This is a genomic window from Actinoplanes subtropicus (assembly GCF_000721705.1).
GTDB lineage: Bacteria > Actinomycetota > Actinomycetes > Mycobacteriales > Micromonosporaceae > Actinoplanes > Actinoplanes subtropicus.
Genome location: NZ_JOJL01000007.1, coordinates 197,988 through 223,930, shown reverse-complemented (window position 1 = coordinate 223,930; position 25,943 = coordinate 197,988). Strand labels below are relative to the sequence as shown.

General features: G+C 70.7%; 26 protein-coding genes and 2 tRNA genes. 16 read left to right on the top strand and 12 right to left on the bottom strand.

Translation table 11 applies throughout. The features are described from left to right. Positions 1-34 precede the first annotated feature (34 nt). Together IH26_RS0111705 and IH26_RS0111700 are read left to right on the top strand one after the other, a co-directional pair. Complete coding sequence (locus IH26_RS0111705; RefSeq protein WP_030436180.1) at positions 35-1,060, top strand: 3-isopropylmalate dehydrogenase; 1,026 nt, start codon at positions 35-37, stop codon at positions 1,058-1,060. A gap of 113 nt (positions 1,061-1,173) precedes the next feature. Next, on the top strand, positions 1,174-2,271 hold the full coding sequence (locus IH26_RS0111700) for a branched-chain amino acid aminotransferase (RefSeq protein WP_030436179.1): 1,098 nt from the start codon (positions 1,174-1,176) through the stop codon (positions 2,269-2,271). Here the strand turns inward: IH26_RS0111700 and IH26_RS0111695 are convergent. Continuing rightward, on the bottom strand, positions 2,268-3,011 hold the full coding sequence (locus IH26_RS0111695; RefSeq protein ID WP_030436178.1) for a tyrosine-protein phosphatase: 744 nt from the start codon (positions 3,009-3,011) through the stop codon (positions 2,268-2,270). The genes IH26_RS0111700 and IH26_RS0111695 overlap by 4 nt on opposite strands. A gap of 198 nt (positions 3,012-3,209) precedes the next feature. Between IH26_RS0111695 and cimA the strand changes: the two genes are divergently transcribed. Then, positions 3,210-4,796, top strand: coding sequence for a citramalate synthase (gene cimA, locus IH26_RS0111690; RefSeq protein ID WP_030436177.1), 1,587 nt, complete (start codon positions 3,210-3,212; stop codon positions 4,794-4,796). Here the strand turns inward: cimA and thrS are convergent. The 6 genes from thrS to IH26_RS0111660 form a co-directional block, all read right to left on the bottom strand. Continuing rightward, positions 4,763-6,007: a threonine--tRNA ligase gene (gene thrS / locus IH26_RS0111685; protein WP_030436176.1), complete on the bottom strand. Its 1,245-nt coding sequence runs from the start codon at positions 6,005-6,007 to the stop codon at positions 4,763-4,765. The two genes, cimA and thrS, sit on opposite strands and share 34 nt — an antisense overlap. 168 nt (positions 6,008-6,175) lie before the next feature. Beyond that, positions 6,176-6,709, bottom strand: a complete 534-nt coding sequence (locus IH26_RS0111680; RefSeq protein ID WP_245665119.1) for a GNAT family N-acetyltransferase — start codon at positions 6,707-6,709, stop codon at positions 6,176-6,178. A gap of 8 nt (positions 6,710-6,717) precedes the next feature. Beyond that, on the bottom strand, positions 6,718-7,716 hold the full coding sequence (locus IH26_RS0111675; RefSeq protein ID WP_030436174.1) for an endonuclease/exonuclease/phosphatase family protein: 999 nt from the start codon (positions 7,714-7,716) through the stop codon (positions 6,718-6,720). A gap of 64 nt (positions 7,717-7,780) precedes the next feature. Continuing rightward, positions 7,781-8,740 (bottom strand): endonuclease/exonuclease/phosphatase family protein, encoded by a 960-nt coding sequence (locus IH26_RS0111670; protein ID WP_051807977.1) that lies wholly within the window; start codon positions 8,738-8,740, stop codon positions 7,781-7,783. 14 nt (positions 8,741-8,754) lie between these two features. Next, complete coding sequence (locus IH26_RS0111665) at positions 8,755-10,101, bottom strand: M16 family metallopeptidase (RefSeq protein WP_030436172.1); 1,347 nt, start codon at positions 10,099-10,101, stop codon at positions 8,755-8,757. After that, positions 10,098-11,432: a M16 family metallopeptidase gene (locus tag IH26_RS0111660; RefSeq protein ID WP_030436171.1), complete on the bottom strand. Its 1,335-nt coding sequence runs from the start codon at positions 11,430-11,432 to the stop codon at positions 10,098-10,100. The genes IH26_RS0111665 and IH26_RS0111660 overlap by 4 nt, the downstream gene beginning before the upstream one ends. Positions 11,433-11,517: 85 nt before the next feature. On the opposite strand from IH26_RS0111660, the gene arfB reads away from it, so the two are divergent. Then, positions 11,518-11,943 carry an alternative ribosome rescue aminoacyl-tRNA hydrolase ArfB gene (arfB, locus tag IH26_RS0111655; RefSeq protein WP_425394377.1) on the top strand — a complete coding sequence of 142 codons (426 nt, stop codon included), beginning with the start codon at positions 11,518-11,520 and terminating at the stop codon, positions 11,941-11,943. Positions 11,944-11,982: 39 nt separating this feature from the next. Next, entirely contained in the window at positions 11,983-12,195 is a 213-nt protein-coding gene (locus tag IH26_RS0111650; RefSeq protein WP_084598793.1) for a hypothetical protein, read from the top strand. Between the two features lie 22 nt (positions 12,196-12,217). Here the strand turns inward: IH26_RS0111650 and IH26_RS0111645 are convergent, their stop codons facing one another. Further along, complete coding sequence (locus IH26_RS0111645) at positions 12,218-13,159, bottom strand: hypothetical protein (protein ID WP_030436168.1); 942 nt, start codon at positions 13,157-13,159, stop codon at positions 12,218-12,220. Positions 13,160-13,200: 41 nt separating this feature from the next. Further along, entirely contained in the window at positions 13,201-13,407 is a 207-nt protein-coding gene (locus IH26_RS0111640; protein ID WP_030436167.1) for an alpha/beta fold hydrolase, read from the bottom strand. A 165-nt stretch (positions 13,408-13,572) separates the two neighbouring features. Here IH26_RS0111640 and IH26_RS0111635 point away from each other — a divergent pair, with 165 nt between their 5' ends. The 7 genes from IH26_RS0111635 (at position 13,573) to IH26_RS0111600 (ending at position 18,499) form a co-directional block, all read left to right on the top strand. Further along, positions 13,573-14,508 (top strand): ABC transporter ATP-binding protein, encoded by a 936-nt coding sequence (locus IH26_RS0111635; protein WP_063763678.1) that lies wholly within the window; start codon positions 13,573-13,575, stop codon positions 14,506-14,508. Then, positions 14,505-15,347, top strand: coding sequence for an ABC transporter permease (locus IH26_RS0111630; protein ID WP_030436165.1), 843 nt, complete (start codon positions 14,505-14,507; stop codon positions 15,345-15,347). The genes IH26_RS0111635 and IH26_RS0111630 overlap by 4 nt, the downstream gene beginning before the upstream one ends. Positions 15,348-15,388: 41 nt before the next feature. Beyond that, positions 15,389-15,610, top strand: a complete 222-nt coding sequence (locus IH26_RS0111625) for a helix-turn-helix transcriptional regulator (protein WP_030436164.1) — start codon at positions 15,389-15,391, stop codon at positions 15,608-15,610. A gap of 35 nt (positions 15,611-15,645) precedes the next feature. Beyond that, positions 15,646-16,440: a fumarylacetoacetate hydrolase family protein gene (locus IH26_RS0111620; RefSeq protein ID WP_030436163.1), complete on the top strand. Its 795-nt coding sequence runs from the start codon at positions 15,646-15,648 to the stop codon at positions 16,438-16,440. A 390-nt stretch (positions 16,441-16,830) separates the two neighbouring features. After that, positions 16,831-16,902: transfer RNA gene (locus IH26_RS0111615), tRNA-Gln, on the top strand. Between the two features lie 86 nt (positions 16,903-16,988). Beyond that, positions 16,989-17,061 (top strand) — tRNA-Glu (locus tag IH26_RS0111610). 766 nt (positions 17,062-17,827) lie between these two features. Further along, on the top strand, positions 17,828-18,499 hold the full coding sequence (locus tag IH26_RS0111600) for an MBL fold metallo-hydrolase (RefSeq protein ID WP_030436161.1): 672 nt from the start codon (positions 17,828-17,830) through the stop codon (positions 18,497-18,499). A 25-nt stretch (positions 18,500-18,524) separates the two neighbouring features. Here IH26_RS0111600 and IH26_RS0111595 read toward each other — a convergent pair whose 3' ends face one another. Continuing rightward, entirely contained in the window at positions 18,525-19,211 is a 687-nt protein-coding gene (locus tag IH26_RS0111595; RefSeq protein WP_030436160.1) for an IclR family transcriptional regulator, read from the bottom strand. 49 nt (positions 19,212-19,260) lie between these two features. On the opposite strand from IH26_RS0111595, the gene leuC reads away from it, so the two are divergent. The 4 genes from leuC (at position 19,261) to IH26_RS0111575 (ending at position 22,821) form a co-directional block, all read left to right on the top strand. Further along, complete coding sequence (gene leuC, locus IH26_RS0111590; protein ID WP_030436159.1) at positions 19,261-20,721, top strand: 3-isopropylmalate dehydratase large subunit; 1,461 nt, start codon at positions 19,261-19,263, stop codon at positions 20,719-20,721. Between the two features lie 12 nt (positions 20,722-20,733). Further along, positions 20,734-21,321 carry a 3-isopropylmalate dehydratase small subunit gene (gene leuD, locus IH26_RS0111585; protein WP_030436158.1) on the top strand — a complete coding sequence of 196 codons (588 nt, stop codon included), beginning with the start codon at positions 20,734-20,736 and terminating at the stop codon, positions 21,319-21,321. 180 nt (positions 21,322-21,501) lie between these two features. Beyond that, a complete protein-coding gene (locus tag IH26_RS0111580) occupies positions 21,502-22,290 on the top strand; it encodes an HU family DNA-binding protein (RefSeq protein WP_030436157.1) in 789 nt (262 codons plus the stop codon). A gap of 108 nt (positions 22,291-22,398) precedes the next feature. Further along, the gene (locus tag IH26_RS0111575) at positions 22,399-22,821 is read left to right on the top strand and encodes a hypothetical protein (RefSeq protein ID WP_030436156.1); all 423 of its coding nucleotides are present in this window, start codon (positions 22,399-22,401) and stop codon (positions 22,819-22,821) included. On the opposite strand, the gene IH26_RS0111570 is transcribed toward IH26_RS0111575, so the two are convergent. Together IH26_RS0111570 and IH26_RS0111565 are read right to left on the bottom strand one after the other, a co-directional pair. Next, positions 22,778-23,656 carry an NUDIX hydrolase gene (locus IH26_RS0111570; protein WP_030436155.1) on the bottom strand — a complete coding sequence of 293 codons (879 nt, stop codon included), beginning with the start codon at positions 23,654-23,656 and terminating at the stop codon, positions 22,778-22,780. The two genes, IH26_RS0111575 and IH26_RS0111570, sit on opposite strands and share 44 nt — an antisense overlap. Next, positions 23,656-25,896, bottom strand: a complete 2,241-nt coding sequence (locus tag IH26_RS0111565) for an RNA degradosome polyphosphate kinase (protein WP_030436154.1) — start codon at positions 25,894-25,896, stop codon at positions 23,656-23,658. The genes IH26_RS0111570 and IH26_RS0111565 overlap by 1 nt, the downstream gene beginning before the upstream one ends. Positions 25,897-25,943 lie beyond the last annotated feature (47 nt).

Here is a 25,943-nt window from a genome sequence, read left to right as displayed (position 1 = left end):
TCGGGTCTTCTAGGTGAGGGAGCAGGACGTGAGCGTGGCGCGGATCGCGGTGGTGGCCGGCGACGGCATCGGGACCGAGGTGACCGCGCAGGCGCGGAAGGTGATCGAGGCCGTGCTGCCCGGCACCGAGTTCAACGACTACGACCTGGGCGCCCGCTTCTACAACCGCACCGGCGAGGTCCTCCCGCAGGCGATCGAGGACGAGTTGGCCCGGCACGACGCCATCCTGCTCGGCGCGATCGGCGACCCGAGCGTGCCGCCGGGCGTCCTCGAGCGGGGCCTGCTGCTCAAGCTGCGCTTCGACTTCGACCAGTATGTGAACCTGCGCCCCTCCAAGCTCTGGCCCGGCACCACCAGCCCGCTGGCCGGCGTGAAGCCCGGCGAGATCGACATGGTCGTGGTCCGCGAGGGCACCGAGGGTCTCTACGTCGGCGCCGGCGGTGTCCTGCACAAGGACACCCCCGCCGAGATCGCCACCGAGGAGAGCCTGAACACCCGGCACGGCGTCGAGCGGGTCGTGCGGGACGCGTTCGCCCGCGCCCAGCGCCGCGACCGGCGGCACCTCACCCTCGTGCACAAGACCAACGTCCTGACCAAGGCCGGCAGCCTCTGGGCGCGCACGTTCGCCGCCGTCGCCGCCGAGTTCCCCGAGGTCACCACGGAGTACCAGCACGTCGACGCGGCCTGCATGTTCATGGTCAGCAACCCGCAGCGGTACGACGTGATCGTGACCGACAACCTCTTCGGTGACATCATCACCGACATCGCCGCGGCCGTGACCGGCGGCATCGGCATGGCGGCCAGCGGCTCCGTCAACCCGGAGCGCAAGTACCCGTCGACCTTCGAGCCGGTGCACGGCTCCGCGCCGGACATCGCCGGCCAGGGCATCGCCGACCCGGCCGCGGCCATCCTGTCGGCTTCGCTGCTGCTCGAGCACCTGGGCCACCACGACGAGGGCCGCCGAGTATCCGAGGCGGTCGCCGCCGAGGTCGCGTCCCGCACCGCGGGGGCCCCGCTGCGTACCGCCGAGGTCGGCGACCGGGTGGCCGCCGCGCTCTGACCCTACTGTCGGGTCACTTCACCCCCGTTGTCTTAACGGGCGTTCGGGGTATCTTCGTGGCACTGCAGCTGAAGCGTGCCCTCATTCTTTCCAGATAGGCAGGTCTATTCGCCATGAGTGGTGGTGACAACCTCGACTTCGAGATCCGTCCGAACCCGGCGCCGGTGAGCCTGGCCGAGCGCGATGCGCTGCTGGTCAACCCCGGTTTCGGCCGCGTCTTCACCGACCACATGGTCACGGTGCGGTATGCGGAGGGCAAGGGCTGGTATGACGCCCGGGTGGAGGCCCGAGCGCCGATCTCGATCGACCCGGCCTCCGCGGTGCTGCATTACGCGCAGGAGATCTTCGAGGGGCTCAAGGCGTACAAGATGGCCGACGGCGGCGTCGCCATGTTCCGGCCGGACGCCAACGCGGCACGGTTCGCCCAGTCGGCGCAGCGGATGGCGATGCCCGCGCTCCCGCAGGCGGCCTTCCTCCAGTCGCTGCGCGAGATCATCCGGATCGACCGGGACTGGATCCCGCAGAGCGAGGAGGGCAGCCTCTACCTGCGGCCGTTCGCGTACGCGAGCGAGGTCTTCCTCGGTGTGCGCCCGTCCCTCGAGTACCTGTACCTGGTGATCGCCTCGCCGGTCGGCGCCTACTTCTCCGGCGGCGTCAAGCCGGTGTCGGTGTGGGTCAGCCCCGACTACACCCGCGCGGCGCCCGGCGGCACCGGCGCGGCCAAGTGCGGCGGCAACTACGCGGCCGGCTTGTCGGCGCAGGCCGAGGCCATCGAGAACGGCTGCGACCAGGTCGTCTACCTCGACGCGGTGCAGCGGAAGTACATCGACGAGCTCGGCGGCATGAACGTATTCTTCGTGCTCGACGACGGCAGCCTGGCCACCCCGCCGCTGAGCGGCACGATCCTGCCCGGCATCACCCGCGACTCGGTGATCCAGCTCGCCTACCGGGCCGGCCGCCAGGTGGTCGAGCGCCCGGTGAGCATGGACGAGTGGCGCGAGGGCGCCGCGTCCGGCCGCATCCGCGAGGCCTTCGCCTGCGGCACCGCCGCCGTGATCACGCCGATCGGCACGGTCAAGTCGCCGGACTTCGAGTTCACCGTCGCCGACGGCGGCTCGGGCGAGGTCACCATGGGCCTGCGCAAGGAACTGGTCGACATCCAGCGCGGCCGGGCCGCGGATCCGTTCGGCTGGGTGCACCGCGTCTTCTAGTCCGTCAGGAGGTGGGCCCTCATCGACGCGACCTCGTCGTCGGTGAGGCCGATCTCGCGGACGTAGTCCTCGATCGACCCGTGCAGCGCGCGCAGGTCGTCGAGGAACAACAGCATCGCGCCGGGCGGCGAGTCGAACATGTGCTCGTTGCCGTTGACCGCTTCCGGGTTCACCTTCAGCAGGTAGTCGGTCAGCCGTCGCATCGCCGCGGTGGTCAGCGCATAGTCGGCGGCGATGTCCTCGTCGGACACCCCGAGCAGGGCCAGCGCCAGCGCGCACACCGTGCCCGTGCGGTCCTTGCCGGCCATGCAATGCACGATCACCGGGGCCCGGCGCGGGTCGGCGATCACCTGCAGCGAGGTGCGCAGCGCCGCCCGGCCGTCCTCGGCGAAGTTCAGGTAGCGGTCGGCCAGCCACCGCTCCTGGTTCTCGAGCAGGGGCTGCTCGATCGTCTCCCAGTCGATGTGGTTGAGCACCAGGTGGTGGTAGTCCAGGCCGTAGCGCTCGGGCACCCGGCCGAACTTCTCGACCTCCAGCGGGCGCCGCAGGTCGATCACCGTACGTACGCCCAGCTGGGCAAACGCCATCTCGTCCGCGTCGCCGAGCCGGTGCAGCGCGTCCGAGCGGAACAGTCGTCGCCAGCGCACCGTGCGGCCGTCGAGACCGGTGTATCCGCCGACGTCGCGGAAGTTGTAGGTAGCGGAGAAACCGAGGTTGCGGGGGTATGAGTCGGTCACCACACCCCTGAACCTAGTCTCGATAGGTGGAACAAGGCTTCCTACGAAGGCCGTTAGTGGCATGCTTCATTCCGTGACCCGTCTCGTGCTCATTATTGGCACCTAGCGCGCCGGCTGACTCCTCGCCGACGCGCAGACCTCCCGCATCCGCGGGGGGTCTTTTTGTTGGGCCACCACATCCTCGGAAGGGAAACGACTCCCATGGAGTACCAGGTCTTCGACACGACCCTGCGAGACGGCGGGCAGCGCGAGGGCATCAGCTACTCGGTCGCCGACAAGCTGGCGGTCGCGCGCCTGCTCGACGAGTTCGGCGTGGGCTTCATCGAGGGCGGCTGGCCCGGCGCCATGCCCAAGGACACCGAGTTCTTCGAACGGGCCAAGACCGAGCTCGACCTCAGGAACGCGCTGCTCGTCGCGTTCGGCGCGACCCGCAAGGCCGGCGTCGACGTGGCGAAGGACCCGCAGGTGCAGGCCCTGCTGGACGCCGGGACCCCGGTGGTCTGCCTGGTCGCCAAGTCGGACATCCGGCACGTCGAGCGGGCGCTGCGCACCACCGGCGAGGAGAACCTCGCGATGGTCCGGGACACCGTGGCGTACTTCGTCGAGAACGGCCGCCGGGTCTTCCTCGACTGCGAGCACTTCTTCGACGGCTTCCGCTACGACCCCGCGTACACGGCGAGCGTGGTGCGGGCCGCCTTCGAGGGCGGCGCCGAGCGGGTCGTCATGTGCGACACCAACGGCGGCATGCTCCCGTCGATGGTCACCAAGGCCATCCAGGAGGTGACCGAGCGGACCGGCGTGACCGCCGACCGGCTCGGCATCCACTGCCAGAACGACACCTCCTGCGCGGTCGCGAACACGATCGCCGCGGTCGAGGCGGGCGTGAAGCATTTCCAGTGCACCGCGAACGGGTACGGCGAGCGCCCCGGCAACGCCGACCTGTTCGCCACGGTCAGCAACGTCCAGCTCAAGCTTGGGCTCCAGGTCCTACCGGACGGGTGCCTCGAGAAGGCGACGCGGGTCTCCACCGCGCTCGCCGAGATCGCCAACATCGCCCCCGACACCCACCAGGCCTACGTCGGGGCCGCGGCTTTCGCTCACAAGGCGGGGTTGCACGCGAGCGCGATCAAGGTGGATCCGCTGCTCTACAACCACGTCGACCCGTCGGTGGTAGGCAACGACATGCGGATCCTGGTGACGGAGATGGCCGGCCGGGCCAGCATCGAGCTCAAGAGCAGGGAGCTCGGGCTGGACCTGGCCGGCCACCCGGACGAACTCTCCACGATCACCCAAAAGGTCAAGGACCTCGAGGCGGCCGGCTGGTCGTTCGAGGCCGCCGACGCCTCGTTCGAGCTGCTGGTGCGCGGCGAGTTGCCGGGTCGGGCGTACGCCCGGCCGTTCGCCCTCGAGTCGTACCGGGTGCTGGTCGAGCACCGCGAGGACGGCGCGGTGGTCTCCGAGGCGACCGTGAAGGTACGCGTCCGCGGCGAGCGGGTGATCGCCACCGCCGAGGGCGTCGGCCCGGTCAACGCGCTCGACGAGGCGCTGCGGGTGGCATTGACCCAGCACTACCCGCAGCTCAAGACCGTCGAGCTGACCGACTACAAGGTGCGCATCCTGGAGGGCAGCCACGGCACCAACGCGGTCACCCGGGTGCTGCTGGAGACCGGCGACCACGAGCGCGAGTGGACCACGGTGGGCGTGCACGAGAACATCGTCGAGGCCAGCTGGGTCGCGCTGGTCGACGCCCTGACCTATGGCCTGGCCCGCACGTCCACGCCCGCCTGAGACTCGGCCGAGGCGGAGGCGATCAGCGCGATCGCCTCCGCCGCCGGCATCACCGGCAACTGACGTCCGTCGCGCAGGCGAAGAGCGATCAGGCCGTCCGCCGCCTCACGCTTGCCGACGATTCCCGCGTACGGGATCTTCCGGTCGGCGGCCGCACGAATGCGTGCCCCGATCGACCCGTCGTGGTGGACCTCCGCGCGCAGCCCCGCCTCGATCGCCCGGTCCCGCACGGCGCCCGCGGCCGCCGCCTGGTCGTCGGAGATCGGCAACACGTCCAGCTGCACCGGCGCGTACCAGAGCGGAAACGCCCCGCCGTGCAGCTCGATGAGATGCCCGAAGAGCCGCTCCATCGACCCGGCCAGGCTGCGGTGCACCATCACCGGCCGCTCCCGCTCGCCCGCGGCGTTCCGGAACGACAGGTCGAACTGCGCCGGCATGTGGAAGTCGATCTGGATGGTGGACAGGCTCCACTCCCGCCCGGCCGCATCCTCGATCTGGATGTCGATCTTCGGGCCGTAGAAGGCTGCCTCACCTTCCACCTCTTCATACGAAATTTCGGACAAATCCAGTGCAGACCGCAGCAGCGCCGACGCCCGCTCCCACATGTCGTCGTTTCCCGCGTATTTTCCGCCGTCGCCCCGCAGCGAGAGCCGGACCGACGAGGGCTCCATGCCGAGTGCCCGATGGGCGACCCGCATCAGCCGCAACACCCCGGCCACCTCGGAGCCGACCTGGTCCAGGGCGCAGAAGATGTGCGAGTCGTTGAGCTGGATCGAGCGCACCCGGGACAGGCCGCCCAGCACGCCCGACCGCTCGGCCCGGTACATCGGCCCCAGCTCGGCGATCCGCAGCGGCAGGTCGCGATAGGACCGCTGCCGGGCCTTGAAGATCAGCGCGTGGTGCGGGCACAGGCTCGGCCGCAGCACCAGTTCGTCGCCGCCGAGCGCCATCGGCGGGAACATGTCGTCGGCGAAGTTCTTCCAGTGCCCGGACAACTCGTACATCTGCTTCTTGCCCAGGGCGGGGGAGTAGACGTGCTGGTAGCCGGCGCGCCGCTCCAGCTCGTAGAGGAACGACTCCACCTCGTGGCGGGCCGCCGCGCCGGCCGGCAGCCAGAACGGCAGGCCGGCGCCGATCAGCGGGTCGGAGTCGAAGAGGTCGAGCTCGCGCCCGAGCTTGCGATGGTCGACGTGCACGTTTTCGGCTTGCATGGCGGGGTCTCCTTGATCAACGCAGGCGAGACCCCAAGCCCCGGGCATCTCGCCCGGGGTCGTGTGCACTAGGTCAGCAACGCCGGGACTTCTCCGGCGTCGTCGTGATCGACCAGCACAGCATCATGCCGCCGATGATAGGGCCGCCATGGCGGCCCCGCAGCCGATTTACTCGTCGTCGGCCAGCCGCTGGAACAGGATGTGGTCCCGCCACTCGCCGTCGATCTTCAGGTAGCGCGGCGCCAGCCCGTACTGGCGGAACCCGTTGCGCCGCAGCACCCGCTGGGACGCGGCGTTGTGCACCATCGTGCCCGCCTCGACCCGGTGCAGGCCCAGCTCGTCGAAGGCGATCCGCAGGATCCGGGCCAGCGCCGCGGAGGCCACGCCGCGCCCGTTCGCCGACTCGGCCACCCAGTAGCCGACGCTCGCCGACTGGAACGGGCCGCGGGTGATGCCGCTGAGGGTGATCCGGCCGACGATCCGGCCCCCGTCGACGATCACGTGCGGGAAGGTCAGCCCGGCCGCGGTCGTCCGCAGCACGTCCTCCAGATAGGTGCGCTGGCCCTCGGCGGTGTAGAACTCCTCCGGCCGGAACGGCTCGTAGGGGGCGAGGAACTCGCGGTTCGCGGCGAGCACGGCGGCCAGTTCGGGTGCGTCGCTCGTGGCGACGAGGCGGGTGGTCACGACGGTGGGGGTGGTCACGACAGCCATCATGCCTTCGGCACGATCAACTCCGCGACGATGGCCCGGTGGTCGCTCCGCGGGATCCGATGCACGCTCATCTGCCGTACGCCGATCCGCCGGTCGACGAGCACGTGGTCGATGGTGACCCCGGGGATGCCCGGGTGCTCCGCGTACGGCCAGGTCGGCACCAGGCCCTGCCCGGTGGCCGCCCCGGCGTCCCGGTAGCCGGTGGCGATCAGCTGCCGCAGCGGCGCGTGGTCGAGCGTCGAATTGAAGTCGCCCAGCAGGATCCGGGGAGTGCCGCCCGGGTCGGCCGCCGGCTCGGCGGCCAGGTCCCGCCGCCAGTCGCCGTTGGCCTTCGGCGCCCACGGTGCCATCGGATGCGCCGACTCGACCAGCAGCGTCCCCGCGCCGGGCGGCTCGATCACCCCGTACGCCTGCTGGAAGCCACCCTGATTGCGCTGGCTTCCCGCCTGGCGCAGGGGAAATCGGGTGTAGAGGCCGGAGCCCGGCGAGCCCGGCTCGTCGGCCAGCGACGCATACGGCAACAGGTCGCCGAGACCGGCCTTGGCCAGCGCGTCCTTGGCGTCCGGAGTGAACTCCTGCACGGCCAGCACGTCGACGTCGTGGTCGCGGACCAGCTCGACGATGACATTCGCGTCCGCCCCGCCGAGCAGCAGATTGCTGGTCATCACCCGCAGCCGCACGCCGTCGGTCGGCCCGCGCCCGCCCGCAACGACCCGCGGCAGCACGAAGGAGGCGAACAGCGCCACGACGACGATCGCGAGCGCGGCGGCCGACCAGCGCCGGGTGCCCAGTGCCACCGCGGCGGGCACCAGCGACCAGGCCGCGACGTACGGCGTGAAGGACAGCAACTGCACCAGCGGCCCGCGGTCGAGACCGCCGAGCCGGACGAGCGCCCACAGCAGGCCGGGCAGGATCAGTAGCCAGATCAGTACGGTCACGGCAACCCTTCGTCGGTTCCGGGCCGGTCGGGTCTCCGGCGCTACCCCCATGATCGTCATGACGCGACGCTATCGACCACCGGCCGGGCGCGGCCCACGCTCGCACCGAGCCTGCACGACACCTTCACGACATCGGCACGGTCAGCGTGGCGATCACCGCCCGGTGGTCGCTCCCGGCGACCCGATGCACCGACACCTCGCGTACGCCGATCCGCTTGTCGACGAGAACGTGGTCGAGCGTGATCGGCGGAACATGCGTGCCCCACGTCGGCACCAGCCCCGCGCCGACCGCGTCGGCCGCATCCCGATAGCCGCGCCGAATCAGCGCCCGCACCGGCGCATGGTCGAGCGTCGAGTTGAAATCCCCGAGCAGAACCCGCAGCGGCCCCGGCGATTCCGGGACGGGTTCGGCCGCGAGATCCGCACGCCACAAGGGCAGAGCCGATTCCGCGTACGGGGCCAGCGGATGAGCCGATTCCACGGCCAGCGCCCTGGCCTGTGGGGGCTGAATCGTCGCGTACGCCTGAAGGTTTCCGCCCTTTCCCCGCTCGGCACCCGGACCGCTCATCGGAAAGCGCGAATAGAGCCCGGACCCGGTGGTGCCGTGCGCCGGGTCGTCCGCGAGCGCGTTGTACGGGAGCAGCTTGCCGAGGCCGGCCGCCGCGAACCCGTCCCTGGCCGGCGCGGTGAACTCCTGCACCGCCAGGATCGACACGTCGTCCTCGCGGACGAGCCCCACGATCGCACTCGGATCAGCCTGCCCGACATACATGTTGATCGTCATAACGGTCAGGCCGAACCCGGTCGCGGGCCCACGGTCGCGGTCCGGAATCGCCCGCGGAAGCACGCACCCGGCCAGCACCAGCGCCGCGACCGCGCCGACCGTGGCGATCAGCCACCGCCGGCCCACCAGCGCGATCACCGCCGGCGCCACGGCCGCCGCCGCGGCATACGGCGTGAACGCCATCAGCTGGACGAGCCAGCCGCGCTCGAGGCCGAACAGGCGGATCACCGCCCAGATCAGCCCCGGAAGCACCAGCACGACCCCGAAGATCCTCCACCGGGCCGTGCTGGTGATCCTCATGGCCGCCCGTTTTGTCAGATCTCGGCGTCGACCATCTCGCCGATGGCGGCGGCGGTGAGCTCGTCCCGGATCACCGCGGCGTCGCCCTCCACCACCAGGGTCATGCCCTCCGGGTGCAGATGGCCGGCGGCCGCCTTCGACACCTGCTCGACGGTCGCCTCCAGGTACTCCCGGCGCAGCGTCGGGTAGTAGTCGTCCGGCAGGTCGTGCAGCACCAGCGTGCTCAGCGCCCCGACGATCGCCCCCGGCGTCTGCATCTCCACCGACAGCTGGCCGGCCCGCCACGAGCGCGCCACCGCCAGCTCGTCCTCGGTCACCCCGTCCAGCTGGGTGCGGGCGATCTCGCCGATCGTGTCGGTGATGGCCGGCACGGTCACCGCCGTCTGCACCCCCGCGGCGACCTCGAAGCGGCCGAAGCGCCGGCTCATCGCATAACTTCCCCGGATGCCGTACGTGTAGCCGCGCACCTCCCGGATCAGGTGGTTCAGCCGGGACGTGAACGCGCCGCCCAGCACCGTCGCGGCCAGCGTCATCGGCACGTAGTCGGGGGTGGCCCGCTCCGGCGCCCGGTGGCCGATCCGCAGCGTCGACTGCACGCTGCCCGGCCGGTCCACCAGAATCACCCGCCGCTGCCGCCGGACATCCCAGGCCAGCGGCCCCTCGGCAGCGATCTCGGCGCCGGTCGTGCCGGCGAACGCCGCCTCGCCCAGCGCCGCGAGATCGAGCGTGTCGAGGTCGCCGGCGACCAGCAGCACGCCCGGCCGCCGCAGCCAGGCCTCGTGGTACGCGACCACGTCGTCCACGGTCACCGCGGCCACCGAGGCCGGGTCGCCGTGCAGCGGCCGGCCGTAGCGGTCGGCCGTCCCGAACAGGTCGGCGCGCAGGGCCGCGTCGGCGCGCGGGCCCGGCTGCGCCCAGTCCATCCGCAGCGCGGTCACCTCGTCGTCGCGCACCCGGGTGACATCCTCCGGGTCGAGACGCGGGGTGCGGGCCGCCTCGGCGGCCAGACGCACGGCGCTGAGCAGCAGCGGCACCGGCGCCGAGACGCCGACCCGGAACGAATCCCAGTCCACGGCCGCGGACAGCTCGGCGCCGAGGCCCTCGAGCGCGAGCGCGTAGGCCGCCGAGTCGCGGGTCCTGGTGCCCTCCTCCAGGGACTTGGCGAGCACCGTGGCGGTGCCCTCGCGGCCCGCGCTCTCGTGCGCGGCGCCGGCCTCCAGCATCAGCATCGAGCTGGCCAGCAGCTGACCGGGCAGGTGGGCGGCGATCACGGTGCCACCGGCCACGGCGACCCGGCGGATCTCCGGGAACGTGTACGGGCGGGCCGCGCCGGCCGCCGGGCGGTTGGCGACGAGCGTCATGCCTTTTCCCCTTCCTTGCTCTCGGTTTCCTCCGGCAGGTACGTCAGGGTGACCCGGGACTCCGGCCGCAGTGCGTACGCGGCCGCCTCGGTCACGTCGTCGGCGGTGATCGCCAGCCACTGCGGCAGCCGGTACGCCACCGTCGCCGGGTCGCCGAACTGCGTCGCGTACCGGCCCAGCGTGTCGGCCCGCCCGCCGACCGTGGACAGCGACCGCCACCAGGCCGTGGTCAGCATCGCCTTGGCCCGGCCCAACTCGTCCTCGGTCACCGGCTCGCTCACCAGGCTGTCCACCACCTCGGCCAGCCCCTGTTCGAGGTCGTCGACGGCCACGCCGTCCTTCGCCGTGGCGGTGATGATGATCGGGGCCGGGGCGTGCGCGAGGTCCACCCCGTACGAGCCGATGTAGTCCGGCTGGGCGATCCGCTTGCCGTCGGCGAGCCGCTGGTAGAGCCGGCTGCCCCGGCCGTTGCCCAGCACGGTGGCGAGCACGGTGACCGCGTCGTACCCCTTGGTGCCGAACGGATGCGTCCGGTGCGCCACGTAGAGCCGCGCCGCGGGCACCGCCGCCGTCACCGTCTCGCGCACCGGCGTGGTGGCCGGCCCGGCGAGGTGCCCGGGCGGCGCCGGCGGGATGTCCGGCGCCGGCGCGAGCGCCCCGAAGTACTTCTCCGCCAGCGCGTACACCTGCTGCGGTTCGGCATCGCCCACGACGGTGAGCACGCAGTTGTTCGGCGCGTAATACTGCTGGTGGAAGGCCTTGAAGGTCGCCAGGCTCGCCGCGTTCAGGTCCTCCATCGACCCGATCGTGGCGTGGTGGTACGGGTGCCCCGCCGGGTAGAGCAGCTCGAGCAGGCGCAGCCAGGCATCCCCGTACGGCACGTTGTCGTACCGCTGGCGGCGCTCGTTCTTCACCACCTCGCGCTGGTTGTCCAGCGTCTCCTGGGTGAGCGCCGGCACCAGCCCGCCCATCCGGTCCGCTTCGAGCCACAGCGCCAACTCGAGGTGCTCGGACGGCATCGTCTCGAAGTAGTTGGTCCGGTCCGGGTTCGTCGTCGCGTTCAGCGAGCCGCCGTTGCCCTGCACCAGCCGCATGTGCTCGGTCTTCTGGACATGCACCGACCCCTCGAACATCAGGTGCTCGAAGAGATGGGCGAACCCGGTCTGCCCGTCCGGCTCGTGCCGCGAGCCCACGTCGTACCAGAGATTGACACAGACGACCGGCGAACTCCGGTCCGAACTGACCACGACCCGGAGGCCGTTCGCCAGTCGCGTGGTTTCAATGGGCCACGGATAGCCGGTCGTGACAACCGGCGCACTTGGGGACGTCACCCACCCATACTGCCCTGTCCCGCCCGTTGTCGGGCATGATCGATATCGCCTGGCGCCCCGGAGGTACCGATGGGATGCTGGGCGCGTGCTGGAGGATGTCCGGGTCAACGACCGCCTGACCATTCCGGCGGCCGAGCTGGCCTGGCGCTTCTCCCGCTCCGGCGGCCCGGGCGGCCAGGGCGTGAACACCACCGACTCGCGGGTCGAGCTGTCCTGGGACGTGGCCGGCTCGCCGCTGCTGCCGCCCACCCTGAAGGAGCGGGCGCTGGGCCGCCTCGGGCCGCGGCTGGTGCAGGGGGTGCTGACCGTGACGGCGTCCGAGCACCGCTCCCAGCTGCGCAACCGCGAGGCCGCCGCGGACCGCCTGGCCGGCCTGGTCGCCTCGGCGATCGCCCCGCCGCCCCGGGCCCGGCGCGCGACTCGCCCCACGAAGGGCTCGGTCGAGCGCCGCATAGCCGACAAGAAACGCCGCGGCGAGACGAAGCGCAATCGTCGCTACCCGGGCGAGTGAAGGTTGCCTTGCTCTAGCCCCATGCCTATAGTCGCTGGTATGCCTCTACATCTCGTTGGCCCGCACGAGATCCGGATGCGTCTGGGTGGCATCAGTCGCCAACGTGTCTACGAGATCACCCACTACAGCCACTTCCCGGCGCCGGTTGCCGACCTCGTCTTCGGCAAGATCTGGCTCGCCGATGACGTCGACGCCTGGATCCGCGAGCACCGCCCCGGCAACCACGAAGCGAGCTGGCCCGGCCCCCGCTGACGGCCCACGACGGCGAGCTGGGTCAGCGACGATTGAAGGGCGCCACGGCCTCACGATTGCGGGCCGCACCCTCCGGCCCCAGCAATTCCTCGCAGACGCGGATCAGCCGGGCCCGCAAAGCCGCCGCCCGCCGCGCGAACTCGCGCTGCCGGGCCACGTATTCCGCCTTGCCTTCCGGCGTCTCGATCTTCACCGGCTCGTAGCCGTACGACGAAAGGTCGTACGGACTCGCCTGCATGTCGAGCAGCCGGATATCCGTCGCCAGCGCGAAGCAATCCAGCGCCAGCGCCCCGGGCACCGCCGGCCCCAGCTTCTGGGCCCATTTGTGCACGTCCATCGCCGCGTGCAGGCACCCGGGCTGGTCGAGGTCGACCTGGGTGGCCCGGGTGGGCTGCAGCCGATTCAGGCCGACCGCCTCGGGTGTGAAGAAGCGGAACGCGTCGTAGTGCGTACACCTGATGGGGTGTTCTTCCACGACGCGATCGGTTTCGGCCTGGCCGAGCCGCAGCGGCAGCGGATGCCGGTGGTCGGGGGAGCGGTACACCATCGCCCACTCGTGCAGCCCGAAACAGCCGGAGAAAACGGGGCGGGACGACGTCGCGGTCAGCAGGCCGTGGATGTAGCGGACGCTTTCGCCGCGGGCGTGCATGAAAGCGTCCAGGTCGAGAGTTACCACACCATCCGGATAGGTGACGTAGAACTTCCACGCGGCATGCTCGGCCACTCCGGAGGGGGCCGGCGCCAGGCCCGTCCCGATGCCGGGATGCCAGCGGCGCAACTGGGACGGGCGGGTGCCGTAGTAGTCGTAGAGGAAATCCTCGATGGCGTGCTTCTCATCGCTGGCGCGCCGCTCGCGATGGCCCGCGGTCATCTCGTCGGCGCGTTCGGCGTGGGCGCGGGCGAGGGGAATCCAGGCGATGGAGGGCAGCGTCGTGGTGAGCGGCCTCACCTGCTTGATCCCCATCCCGTCAGCGTATCCAGCCGAGGCGATCAACACGATCACCGTCACGCGCGAATGAGCTCCGCCACCGCCGCCGGGGCACTCAGGTCTGGGGCATTATGGTCCAATTCCGGCGTCAGCACGAGGCGCGAGTCCGGAATCGTGTCCGCCAGCAAGGTCAAACCCGTTTGCGTGTGCGCCGGGGACCGCCCGCCGCCGAGCAGCAGCGTCGGGGCCGCGATCGCCGCGTACCGGCCGCCGTCGGAATCCAACTCGCGTACGACCCGCGCCTCGCGGACGACAGTCGTCTTGGCGCGCCCGGCGGGTCATGCCGGGCACGACGACAAGGCCGGGCCCCACCCCGGTAGTCACCACATCGACAGAAGCCATGCTCCGGAATGTAGTACATCTACTACAAATTTGATACCCTGCTGGACATGGGAGGAATGACTTTGACGGGGGCGCTCGACGCCGGCACCGAGCTGCCGGCCGACGAGCGGGTCATCGACGTCCGTGACCTGCGGATGCGCTACGGCACCAGAGACGTGCTCGACGGCGTCAGCTTCGCCGCCCGGCGCGGCGAGGTGCTCGCGCTGCTCGGGCCGAACGGCGCGGGCAAGACCACCACCATCGAGATTCTCGAGGGTTTCCGCATGCGCTCGGCCGGCGCGGTGAGCGTGCTCGGCGTCGACCCGGCCGGCGCCGGCGAGCGCTGGCGTGCCCGCATCGGCGTGGTGCTGCAGTCCTGGCGCGACCACGGCAAGTGGCGGGTGCGCGAGCTGCTCAAACACTTGGGTACGTACTACGCGCCCTATTCCACCGCGGCGATCCGCCGGCCATGGCCGGTCGACGACCTGCTCGAGGTCGTCGGCCTCATCGAGCAGGCCGGCCAGCGGGCGATGCGGCTCTCCGGCGGCCAGCGCCGCCGGCTCGACGTGGCGATCGGCATCGTCGGCCGGCCCGAGCTGCTGTTCCTCGACGAGCCCACGGTCGGGTTCGACCCGGCGGCCCGCCGCGAGTTCCACGACCTGGTGCACCGGCTGACCGATGTGGACGAGACCACGATCCTGCTCACCACGCACGACCTCGACGAGGCGGAAAAGCTCGCCGACCGGATCGTGATCCTGGCCCAGGGCCGGATCATCGCGGACGGTTCGGCCGACGCCCTGTCCCGGCAGGTGGCCGGCGAGACCGAGATCCGCTGGACCCGCGGCGGCCAGCGGTTCGTGCACTCGGCGGTCGAGGCGACCCCGTTCGTCCGGCAACTCTTCCTGCAGTACGGCGACGACATCGGCGACCTCGAGGTGCGCCGCAACAGCCTGGAGGACACGTACATGAAGCTGGTCCTGGAGTCCGAGGGAGGTCTCCGATGATCAGGTCCTTGCGCATCGGCCTGGCCCGCGGCGGGATCGAGCTGAAGCAGACGCTGACCACGCCGACCGACCTGTGGGCGTACTTCTTCCCGGCTCTTCTCCTGCTGGGCACGGTCTTCTTCATGCGGAACGCGCACGTGCCGGGCACCACCTTCTCGCTCGGCGCCAGCACCTTGCCCGGCGTCCTCGGCATGGGCCTGGCCCTCGGCGGCCTGATGACCGTGTCGCAGCAACTGGTGGTCGAGCGGGAGGACGGCACGCTGCTGCGGGCCAAGGCCACGCCGAACGGGATGACCAGTTACGTGGTCGGCAAGGCGGTCGTGGTCGGCGGCATGACCATCCTGAGCATGCTGCTGCAGCTCATCCCCGGGGTGTTCGTGGTGCACGGCCTGCACGTGAGCGTGGCCGGCTGGCTGACCCTGGCCTGGCTCATCCCGCTGGCGTTCCTGGCCACCATGCCGATCGGCGCGGTGATCGGCTCGCTCTTCGACAGCCCGCGGAACATGGCCTTGGCCGTGCTGCCGATCTTCGGGCTGGTCGCCATCTCCGGCATCTTCTACCCGATCACCGCGATGCCCGGCTGGCTGCAGGGCGTCGCGCAGGCCTTCCCGATGTACTGGCTAGGGTTGGGCATGCGATCGGTGTTCCTGCCCGATTCGCTGGCGTCCGTCGAGCTGACCCATTCCTGGCGGCATTTCGAGACGTTCGGCGTGCTCGCGATCTGGGTCGTGCTCGGCATGGCGCTGGCGCCGGCGATCCTGCGGCGGATGGCGCGCCGTGAGTCCGGTTCGGCCGTGGCCGCGCGACGGGAGCGGGCGATGGCGACGATGGGGCGTTGAAAGTGGCTACAGCCAACGAGATCACGTACAACCGGATCGCGATGCTGCGTGCCGAGCGCGGCATCTCGCGGCGGCAGCTCGCCGACGCCCTCGGGGTGCACTACCAGACCGTGGGCTACCTGGAGCGCGGCGAGTTCAGCCCCAGCCTGCACCTGGCGCTGCGGATCTGCGCGTACTTCGAGGTGCCGGTCGAGGTGGTGTTCTCCCTCGATCCGTTCCCCCGGCTCGGCGCGGAGTCCAACGGCGCGTCGCGACCGGCGTAGATTTCGGGAGAGGTTCTAGAAGATGGGATTCTTCCGTGCGTTTCGCCCGTTTTGTCCATGCTGGCGGTGTCTCCTTCGGCGTCGTCGAGGGTGACGGTACGACCGGCCTGACCATCGCCGAGATCGGCTCGCTGCCGTTCGAGAAGGTGCAGTTCACCGGCCAGCGGTGGGCGCTCGCCGACGTACGCCTCCTCGCGCCGATCTTCTCCAGCAAGGTGATCGGCATCGGCCGCAACTACGCCGACCACGCCGCCGAGTTCGGCAACGAGGTGCCCAAGGAGCCGCTGATCTTCATCAAGCCCTCCACCTCGGTGATCGGCCCCAACGACGCGATCCGGCTGCCGCCCGCCTCCCAGCGGGTCGAGGAGGAGGCCGAGCTCGCCGTCGTGATCGGCGCCGCCGGCGCCCGCCGCGTCGACCGGGCCGGCGCCGAGAAGGCGATCTTCGGCTACACCATCGGCAACGACGTCACCGCCCGCGACCTGCAGCGCAAGGACCCGCAGTGGACCCGCGCCAAGGGCTTCGACTCGTTCTGCCCGATCGGCCCGTGGATCGTCACCGACCTCGACGTGAGCGACCTCGAGATCCGCTGCGAGGTCGGCCGCAACCCCGACGCCATGGAGGTGCGCCAGATCGGCCGCACCAAGGACCTGGTCTTCGACATCCCGACCCTGGTCTCCTACGTGTCGCACGTCATGACGCTGCTGCCCGGCGACATCATCCTGACCGGCACGCCCGCCGGGGTCAGCGAGCTCACCGCCGGCGACACCTGCGCGATCACCATCCAGGGCATCGGCGAGCTGCGCAACCCGGTGGTGTCGCTGGAGTGAGGACTGCTCGACGATCCGCACGCCGGCCGCTCCCACGAGCTGACCGGCCCGAGGCCCTGGGGAGGCGACAGAAGGTCGACCTGCTCGCCCCCGCCCTCGGGCGTGACCTTTGTTACGTCGGCTACCCCGCGACGAAGCCATCGCCGAGCTCACCAACAACATGGGCCCCACGCCACCTGGTACGTGGACGGGCAGCAAGCCCTGCGCGAACACCCCCGGGCAGCCGCCCCCACCGTCGCCCAACTAGCCGCCCGACCTGCGACAACGTTCCTCGAGCCGGCTCGAGCCAACCGCAACTTGTGCCGAGACCCGTAACCCGATTTGGTGCCCCCCGACCAGTCAGGTAAAGTTCTCACTCGGCACGGCGAGCGGAACAGCAAGCCGCGCCGATGGGGTATGGGGTAATTGGCAGCCCGACTGATTCTGGTTCAGTTAGTCTAGGTTCGAGTCCTGGTACCCCAGCGCGACCGCTCCGCAAGGAGGGTGGCGCTGGACTTCTGATAGAGTTCGGCCCGCCCGCTGAAGCAAAGCGGAAGCAAGAAGTTCCTGGCCCCGTCGTCTAGCGGCCTAGGACGCCGCCCTCTCAAGGCGGTAGCGAGGGTTCGAATCCCTTCGGGGCTACGTTTCAGGTGCCCCCTGTCTGCAGACTGCGCAGACCGGGGGCACTTCGCATGTCTGCCGGGGGGGCCGAGCCCCCCGAACCCCCCACGGACTAACGCTTACGCTGGGTGGGGGGGCGCGCTGTTGGGCTTCGCCCTTGCCCCGGGTGGTCAGGGCTTGTGACCAAGACGGTGTCGCGAGTGACCAAGACGGTGTCGCGAGTGACCAAGACGGTGTCACGAGGTCGCGAGGTGTGGCGAGGTGTCGCTAGGTGCCACGGTGCGTTCGAGGCAAGCCGCCTCTCACAAAGCGGGGGCTGGTGGTGGTTGTCTTCTTGCCACGGCAGCCGACGGCCATCTGATGGTGGGTGGGAGGGCAAGCGGGGTTTGCTTGCGCTCCCACCCACCATCAGATTCCCTCTTGGATGTCGTGGCGAGGAGATAACTGCCACCCACCGAGCGCAACAAGTACGCCCCTCCATCTCCGAGCGCTCGGCCGGGGTGTGGGGCGGAGCCCCGCGGTTTTGCCTCTACGCGGTCGTAGAGGGGCGGTGCTGGCGGATCCAGGCCTCGACCTCGTCCGCGCGCCAGATTTTGCCCCTGCTCAACTTGGCGACCGGCTTGGGGAAGGAGGGCGCGGTGGTGATCTGGTGGGCCCGTTGGCGGCTTATGCCCAGGCGGATGCGGATCTCGTGGGTTCCTAGGAGCTGGTGGCATGGTGACATACCCGTGACTATAGGCGGGGCGCTATAGTCGGGCAACTAGTTGCGGTGCGGCATACTTGATCGATGGCTGACATTGGGGTCCGTCGTGTCGACTTTGGGTATTTTGTGCGGCCGGCCGAGGAGACCGGGACCGGGCAGTGCCGGGTGGAGCCGACCCTGGGGTATCTGATCGACCATCCGCACGGTGGTCTGGTGCTGGTGGACACCGGGATGGGGCGGCATCCGGAGGTGGACGCGCACTATCGGCCCCGACGGGTTCCGCTGGCGGGGGCGCTGCGGGCGGCGGGGGCCGAGGTCGGCGACATCGCGTACGTCGTGAATTGCCATCTGCATTTCGACCACTGCGGCGGGAACCCGGAACTCGGTGGGCGGCCGGTCTTCACCCAGCGGGTCGAGCTCGAGCTGGCCCGGACCACCGAGCACACCATTCCGGAGCTGATCGACCACCCGGGTGCCCGCTACGAGGAGCTGGACGGCGAGGCCGAGATCCTGCCGGGCGTGATGATCGTGCCGACGCCGGGGCACACCTCAGGGCATCAGTCGATGGTGGTGACGCGCCGGGACGGGACGGTCATCGTCGCCGGGCAGAGTCACGACAACGCCAGCCTCTTCACCGGGGACGTGTTGTCGCAGCGGGCCTGCGTGGGGCGGCACCCGGTCTGGATCGACCGGCTGCTGGCCTTCGACCCGCGCCAGGTCCTCTTCGCCCACGACAACGCGGTCTGGACGCCCTAGCGAGCCCGCCGGCGGCCGCCGGGCGCTACAGGCCGGAGAGGCGTTGGCCGGCCCGGACGACGGCCATGGCGTGGCGCTCGCCGGGGCGGCGGCCGAGGCGCTCGATCGGGCCGCTTATCGAGATCGCGGCGATCACCCGGCCGGTGCGGTCGCGGATCGGGGCGGAGACGCTGGCCACACCGGGCTCGCGCTCGGCCACACTCTGCGCCCAGCCGCGGCGGCGGACCTCGGCCAGCGTGCGCCCGGTGAACTTGCAGCGGGGCAGCAGCGGCATCACGGCCTCCGGCGGCTCCCAGGCGAGCAGGATCTGCGCGGCCGACCCGGCGGTCATCGGCAGCACCGAGCCGACCGGAACCGTGTCGCGCAGGCCGCTGGCGCGCTCGGCGGCGGCGACGCAGATGCGCTCGTCGGCGCGGCGCAAGTACAGCTGCGCGCTTTCCCCGGTCGCGTCTCGCAATGCGGACATCAACGGCTCGGCCGCGGTCAGCAGAACGTCCGGCGCGGCGTTCGCCAGCTCGCCCAGGCGGGGGCCCGGACGCCAGCGGCCCTGGGTGTCCCGGACCAGCATCCGGTGGATCTCCAGGGCCTGGGCCAGGCGATGTGCCGTCGCCCGGGGCAGCTTCGTACGGTCGACGAGCTCGGCCAGGCTGGCGCCGTCGACACACGCCGCCAGGATGACTACCGCCTTGTCGAGAACGCCGACACCGCTCATACTGTGTCCCACAAGCCGAAACATACCTCCCAGAATTTAGGATGTCCAGATGGTGGGAGTCACTCCGAAGCCGCGGACCTTGGCGGAAAAGGTCTGGGACGACCATGTCGTGCGTGCCGCCGATGGCGAGCCCGATCTGCTCTACATCGACCTCCACCTGCTGCACGAGGTGACCAGCCCGCAGGCCTTCGACGGCCTCCGGCTGGCCGGGCGCCCGGTGCGGCGCACCGACCTCACGCTCGCGACCGAGGATCACAACACCCCGACCGGGTACGCGGATCCCGCGTTCAACAACCGCCGCGGCGAGCTGCTGACGATCGCCGACACGGTGTCCCGTACGCAGATCGAGACGCTCCGGAAGAACTGCGCCGAGTTCGGCGTGCAGATCCGGCCGCTCGGCGACGTCCAGCAGGGCATCGTGCACGTGATCGGTCCGCAGCTGGGCCTCACCCAGCCCGGCCTGACCATCGTCTGCGGCGATTCGCACACCGCGACCCACGGCGCGTTCGGCGCGCTCGCCTTCGGCATCGGCACCAGCGAGGTCGAGCACGTGCTCGCCACCCAGACGCTGCCGCAGGCGAGGCCGAAGACGATGGCCGTCACCGTGGTCGGCGAGCTGCGCCCGGGCGTCAGCGCGAAAGATCTGATCCTGGCCCTGATCACGCAGACCGGCACCGGCGGCGGCAACGGCCACATCGTGGAGTACCGCGGCGAGGCCATCCGCAAGCTCTCCATGGAGGGCCGGATGACCATCTGCAACATGAGCATCGAGTGGGGCGCCAAGGCCGGCATGATCGCGCCGGACGAGACGACCTTCGCGTACCTCAAGGGCCGCGAGCACGCGCCGCGGGGCGAGCAGTGGGACGCCGCGGTCGAGTACTGGAAGACCCTGGTGACCGACGAGGACGCCGAGTACGACACCGAGATCGTCCTGGACGCGTCGACGGTCAGCCCGTTCATCACCTGGGGCACCAACCCGGGCCAGGGCGCCCCGCTGGACGGCGTGGTGCCGGACCCGGAGGAGTTCGTCGAGGAGACCGACCGCAACGCCGCCCGCCGCGCGCTGGCGTACATGGACCTGACCCCGGGCACGCCGTTCCGCGACGTCGAGGTGGACGTGGTCTTCGTCGGCTCCTGCACCAACGGCCGGCTGGAAGACCTGCGCGCCGCCGCCGACGTGCTGCGCGGCCACCGGGTGCACGACGGCGTCCGCATGATGATCGTGCCGGGCTCCTACCAGGTGCGCGAGGCCGCCGAGGCGGAGGGCCTGGACAAGGTCTTCACCGACGCCGGTGCCGAGTGGCGCTTCGCCGGCTGCTCGATGTGCCTGGGCATGAACCCGGACACGCTCAGCCCCGGCCAGCGCGCCGCCTCCACCTCCAACCGCAACTTCGAGGGCCGGCAGGGCAAGGGCGGGCGTACCCATTTGGTCTCGCCGCAGGTCGCCGCCGCCACCGCCGTGGTGGGCCGGCTCGCGGCGCCGGCTGACCTTGTTCCGGCCGATCTGTAACGGGAGAGACAGATGGACAAGTTTGTGACGCACAGCGGCAAGGTCATGCCCCTGCGCCGCTCCGATGTGGATACCGACCAGATCATCCCGGCCGTGTACCTGAAGCGGGTCACCCGGACCGGTTTCGAGGACGGATTGTTCAGCGCGTGGCGGGACGACCCGTCGTTCGTGCTCCACAACCCGGCCCACGCCGGCGCCACGATTCTGGTGGCCGGGCCCAACTTCGGCACCGGCTCATCCCGGCAGCACGCGGTCTGGGCGCTGCGCGACTGGGGCTTCAAGGTGGTCATCGCCGCCCGGTTCGGCGACATCTTCCGGGGGAACGCGCTCAAGGAGGGTCTGCTGCCCGTCCAACTCGACCAGAAAGCGGTCGAGGCGCTCTGGGACATGGCCGACAGCGAGCCGGAAAAGCGGATAACCGTCGACCTCGAGACCCGTCAGGTGCGCGTGGACGACGCCTCCTGGCCGTTCCCGATCGACGATTTCAGCAGGTGGCGGCTCATGGAGGGCCTCGACGACATCGGACTGACGCTGCGCCACGAGGACGCGATCACCGCGTACGAGAGCAATCGCCCGGCCTTCAAGCCGGCCGTCGCCTAAGGCCTCGAAAGCCCTGTCGGAGCAACGAATTCCGCCCCCGCCGCATCCCTGGCGGGGGCGATTTCGTTGCAACACAAGGGGTTTTTTTGCGCGAATGTTTGTGTCTGCTGGTCAAAGGGCATACGGTGCGCGCAGAATGGCTTCGATTGGGGCCAGTTCTCACGTTCGGGAGGAATAACCGTGAACAAGGCCGAGCTCATCGAGGCGCTCGCCGCCCGACTGGGGGACCGGAAGACGGCGACGGCGGCGCTGGATGCGGTCATCAGCGAGGTGCAGAGCGCTGTCACCAAGGGCGACAAGGTGGCCATCACCGGCTTCGGATCCTTCGAGAAGCGGGTACGCAATGCGCGGACCGCGCGCAATCCGCGGACCGGCGAGACGGTGAAAGTGAAGAAAACGTCGGTGCCCGCATTCCGGCCCGGCACGGCCTTCAAGGACATGGTGGCGGCCGGCAAGGTCGCGAAGGTCGCGGCGCCGGCGAAGAAGGCGGCGACCACCGCGGCGGCGGCCAAGAAGACCACCGCCACCGCGACGAAGGCGGCGCCGGCCACGAAGGCGGCTCCGGCCACCAAGACGGCGGCGGCCAAGAAGACCACCGCCACCAAGGCCGCCCCGGCCAAGACGGCCACCGCCACCAAGGCCGCGCCGGCGAAGAAGGCGGCGACCGCCACCAAGACGGCGGCGGCCAAGAAGACCACCGCCACCAAGGCCGCCCCCGCCAAGACGGCCACCGCCACGAAGACCGCCGCGGCCAAGAAGACCGCGGCGACCAAGGCCGCCCCCGCCAAGACGGCGACCGCGGCGAAGAAGACGACGGCGACCAAGGCGGCGCCGGCGAAGAAGACGACGGCCGCGACCAAGACGGCGGCGGCCAAGAAGACCACCGCCCGCAAAACCACGACGGCCGCGGCCGCCGCTACGCCCACCCGGGCCCGGGCCAACACCTCGGCGGCGCGCAAGACCCGCTGACCGAGCACCCTCATCGCCGCGTAGGCGGCGCGTCAGGCGTCCACCCTAAGGTGGACGCCTTTCGTGTGTTCCGGCGCGGAAACGGCCGCTGAGCCTACCGTCCGGGGCATGGAGCGAGAGGGGACACCGCGGGGACTGGTCGGCCGGTCGCTGATCGCCGTGCTGCTGTTCGCGGTCGCGGTCGTGCCGGGGTGGACGCTCGGCGGCCTGGCCGAGGACTGGACCGGCAACGGGCTGCTCGACTGGCTGGTCACCTGCGCCTGGTCCGGCCTCGCCGTACGGCTGCTGGCGCCCTGGGGTTCGTACCGGACGCGGGACGGGTGGCTCGGCGCGGTGCCGCTCTACGGCTGGTACCTCACCTGCGTGCTGTGCTGGCGGGTGGCGCTGCTGCCCTATCGCGACTGGGAGCCGCGGCCGGACGAGCTGTGCCGGGCCCGCTGGCTGACCGGCGACCGGCTGGGCCTGTGGCGGGCCGGGATCGCGGTCCCTAGAGCCGGGAGGCGTCCAGCAGTCGGTCCCCGCTCCAGGTGAGCAGCCAGCCGTCGCCCTTCGGCGTCTTGTAGGGCTCGGGATCGGCCTCGTCCCGCAGGGTCGCCAGCAGCGTCGGCATGATCTTGCCTTGGCTGCAGACCACCGGCAGGCCCTCGTCGCGCAGGTCGAGCAGCCGCTGGGCGGCCAGCTTGGCCTTGGCCGGCGCCTCCTCGGCCAGCGGCGGCTCGGCGAACGCGCCGTCCTGCACGATCGGGACCCCGCCGAGCCGAGCGGCCAGCGGCTCCAGCGTCTGCTTGCAGCGCAGCGGCGTCGCCGAGATCAGCCGGGCCGGCCGCAACAGGGCCAGGACCGCGCCGATCCGCTCGGCCTGCCGGCGGCCGCGCTCGTCGATCGGCCGCAGCGCGTCGTTGCCCTTCCACTCCTTGCGCTCGCCGGCGTGCGCGTGCCGGACCATCGCGACCACCGTGGTGACCGGCGGCAGCGCGGCGGCCCGGTCGAGCACGGCCCGCTCGTCGTCGTAGCTGAGCCGTTCGCGGGCCGCCGCCGGGGACAGCCAGGCCAGCTCGTCGACCTCGGCGGTGTCCACCACCGGGCCCTCGCCGGCCAGCCGCATCAGCCAGAAGTCCACCGTCTTGGGCGTGCCGTCGGGCAGGTCGTACGCCAGGGTCGGCAGTCTCAGATGGGGGACGCCGGCGCAGCCGGTCTCCTCGGCCACCTCGCGGACGGCGCCCACCATCGGGTGCTCGTCGCCGTCCAGCTTTCCCTTGGGCAGCGCCCAGTCGTCGTACCGCGGGCGGTGCACGAGGCACACCTCGATGCCGCCGCCCGCCGGGCGGTACAGCACCCCGCCCGCCGCCCGGACCGGTTGCGGCATCAGGCCGCCTTGCCGATGACCCGGCGCAGCAGCGCCTCCTGCAGGTGCAGGTGCTGGTCGGACGGGCCGAACGGGCGGCGGTGCCAGGTGCCGTCGCCGGCCAGATCCCAGCCCTCGCTCTCGTCGCTCATCGCCAGCTCCAGCACGTCGCGCAGGTCCCGCTGGGCGGACGGGAGGGTGACCCGCACCAGCGCCTCGACCCGGCGGTCGAGGTTGCGGTGCATCAGGTCGGCCGAGCCGATCCAGTACTCGGCGTCGTCGCCGGCGCCGAACCGGAACACCCGGGAGTGCTCGAGGAACCGGCCGACGATCGAACGGGCCCGGATGTTGTCCGACAGGCCGGGCACGCCGGGCCGCAGCGCGCACATGCCGCGGATGATCAGGTCGGCCTTCACCCCGGCCTGCGAGGCACGGTAGAGCGCGTCGATGGTCTCCTCGTCGACCAGCGAGTTCACCTTGAACTGCACGAGCGCCTCGCCGCCGGCCCGGGCGATCTCGGCCTGCCGCTCGATCCGCTCGATCAGCCCGGCCCGCACGCCGTGCGGCGCCACCAGCAGCCGGCGGTACTGCCGCTGCCGGCTGTAGCCGGTGAGCACGTTGAACAGGTCGGTCACGTCGGCGCCCACCTCGGGATCGGCGGTCAGCATGCCGAAGTCCTCATACAGCCGCGCCGTCTTCGGGTGGTAGTTGCCGGTGCCGATGTGGCAGTACCGCCGGATCTGGTTGCCCTCCTGGCGTACCACCAAAGCGGTTTTGCAGTGGGTCTTGAGACCGACCAGGCCGTAGACCACGTGGCAGCCGGCCCGCTCCAGGGTGCGCGCCCAGGCGATGTTGGCCACCTCGTCGAACCGGGCCTTCACCTCGACCAGCACGACCACCTGCTTGCCGGCGGCGGCCGCGTCGACCAGCGCGTCGACGATCGGCGAGTCGCCCGAGGTGCGGTACAGCGTCTGCTTGATGGCCAGCACGTTCGGGTCGGCGGCGGCCTGCTCGATGAACCGCTGCACGCTGGTGGAGAACGAGTGGTACGGGTGGTGGACCAGGATGTCGCTCTCCCGCAGCCGGTTGAAGACGCTGCGCGGCACCTCGCCGTCGGCCAGCTGCGGGTGGGTGGCCGGCACGAACGGGCGGTCCTTCAGGTCGTCCCGGTCGCACTCGCCGAAGACCTGCCAGAGAGCGGAAAGATCAAGCAGGCCGGGTACGCGCAGGACGTCCTGGTTGTCCATCTCGAGCTCGCGGACCAGGGTGTCGAGCACGTGGTCGCTGATCGAGGCGGCCACCTCGAGGCGGACCGGCGAGCCGAACCGGCGCTGGGCCAGCTCCCGCTCGAGGGCCTGCAGCAGGTCCTCGTCGCGGTCCTCGTCGACCTCGAGCTCGGCGTTGCGGGTCACCCGGAACAGGTGCCACTCCTGGATCTGCATGCCGGAGAAGAGCTGGTCGAGGTGGACCGCGATGAGCTCCTCGACGGGCAGGAAGCGTACGGCGCGGCTGTCGTTCTGCACAGTGACGAAGCGCGGCACGTTGTTCGGCACCTTGATCCGGGCGAACAGCTCGGAGCCGCCGTCATCCGGGTCGCGCAGCACCACGGCGAGGTTGAGCGACCGGCTCGAGATGTACGGGAACGGATGCGCCGAGTCGACCGCGAGCGGGGTCAGCACCGGGAAGACCTGCTCCCGGAAGTGCGTCCGGAGGCGCTCGCGCTCGGCCGCGCCCAGCTCGCCCCAGGTCACCATCTCGATGCCCTCGGCGGACAGCTTCGGCCGCACCTCCTCGGCGAAACAGGCCGACTGCCGGGTGACCAGGTCGGCCGTCCGCTCATTGATCATCTCGAGTTGGTTGCGCAGCGACGACCGGTCGCCGCCGCGCATCGGCAGGCCGGCGCTCAGGCGGCGCTTCAGGCCGGCCACCCGGACCATGTAGAACTCGTCCAGGTTGCTGGCGAAGATGGCCAGGAACTTGGCCCGCTCGAGCAGCGGCGTGTTCGCATCCTCGGCGAGGGCCAGCACGCGCGCGTTGAAATCGAGCCAGGAGAGCTCGCGGTTGAGGAAGCGATCCTCGGGCAGCTCGGGGGCGCTGTCCGACTCGAAGACCTCGTCCGGCGCTGTCGACTCGGCCGCGTCGGCAATGTCCGTCATGAGGTGCTCCTGCGGCTCGATGGGACTTTCCTCGCCGCTCCGGGGCAGGAAGCGGCCGTTGGGGCCACGCCGGCGAGCTTCGGGGATCCGGGGCGAGGTCTGCATCGGTCCATCATCGCGGCTTCCGGGGAAACGTGAAAAGGAACCGGGCC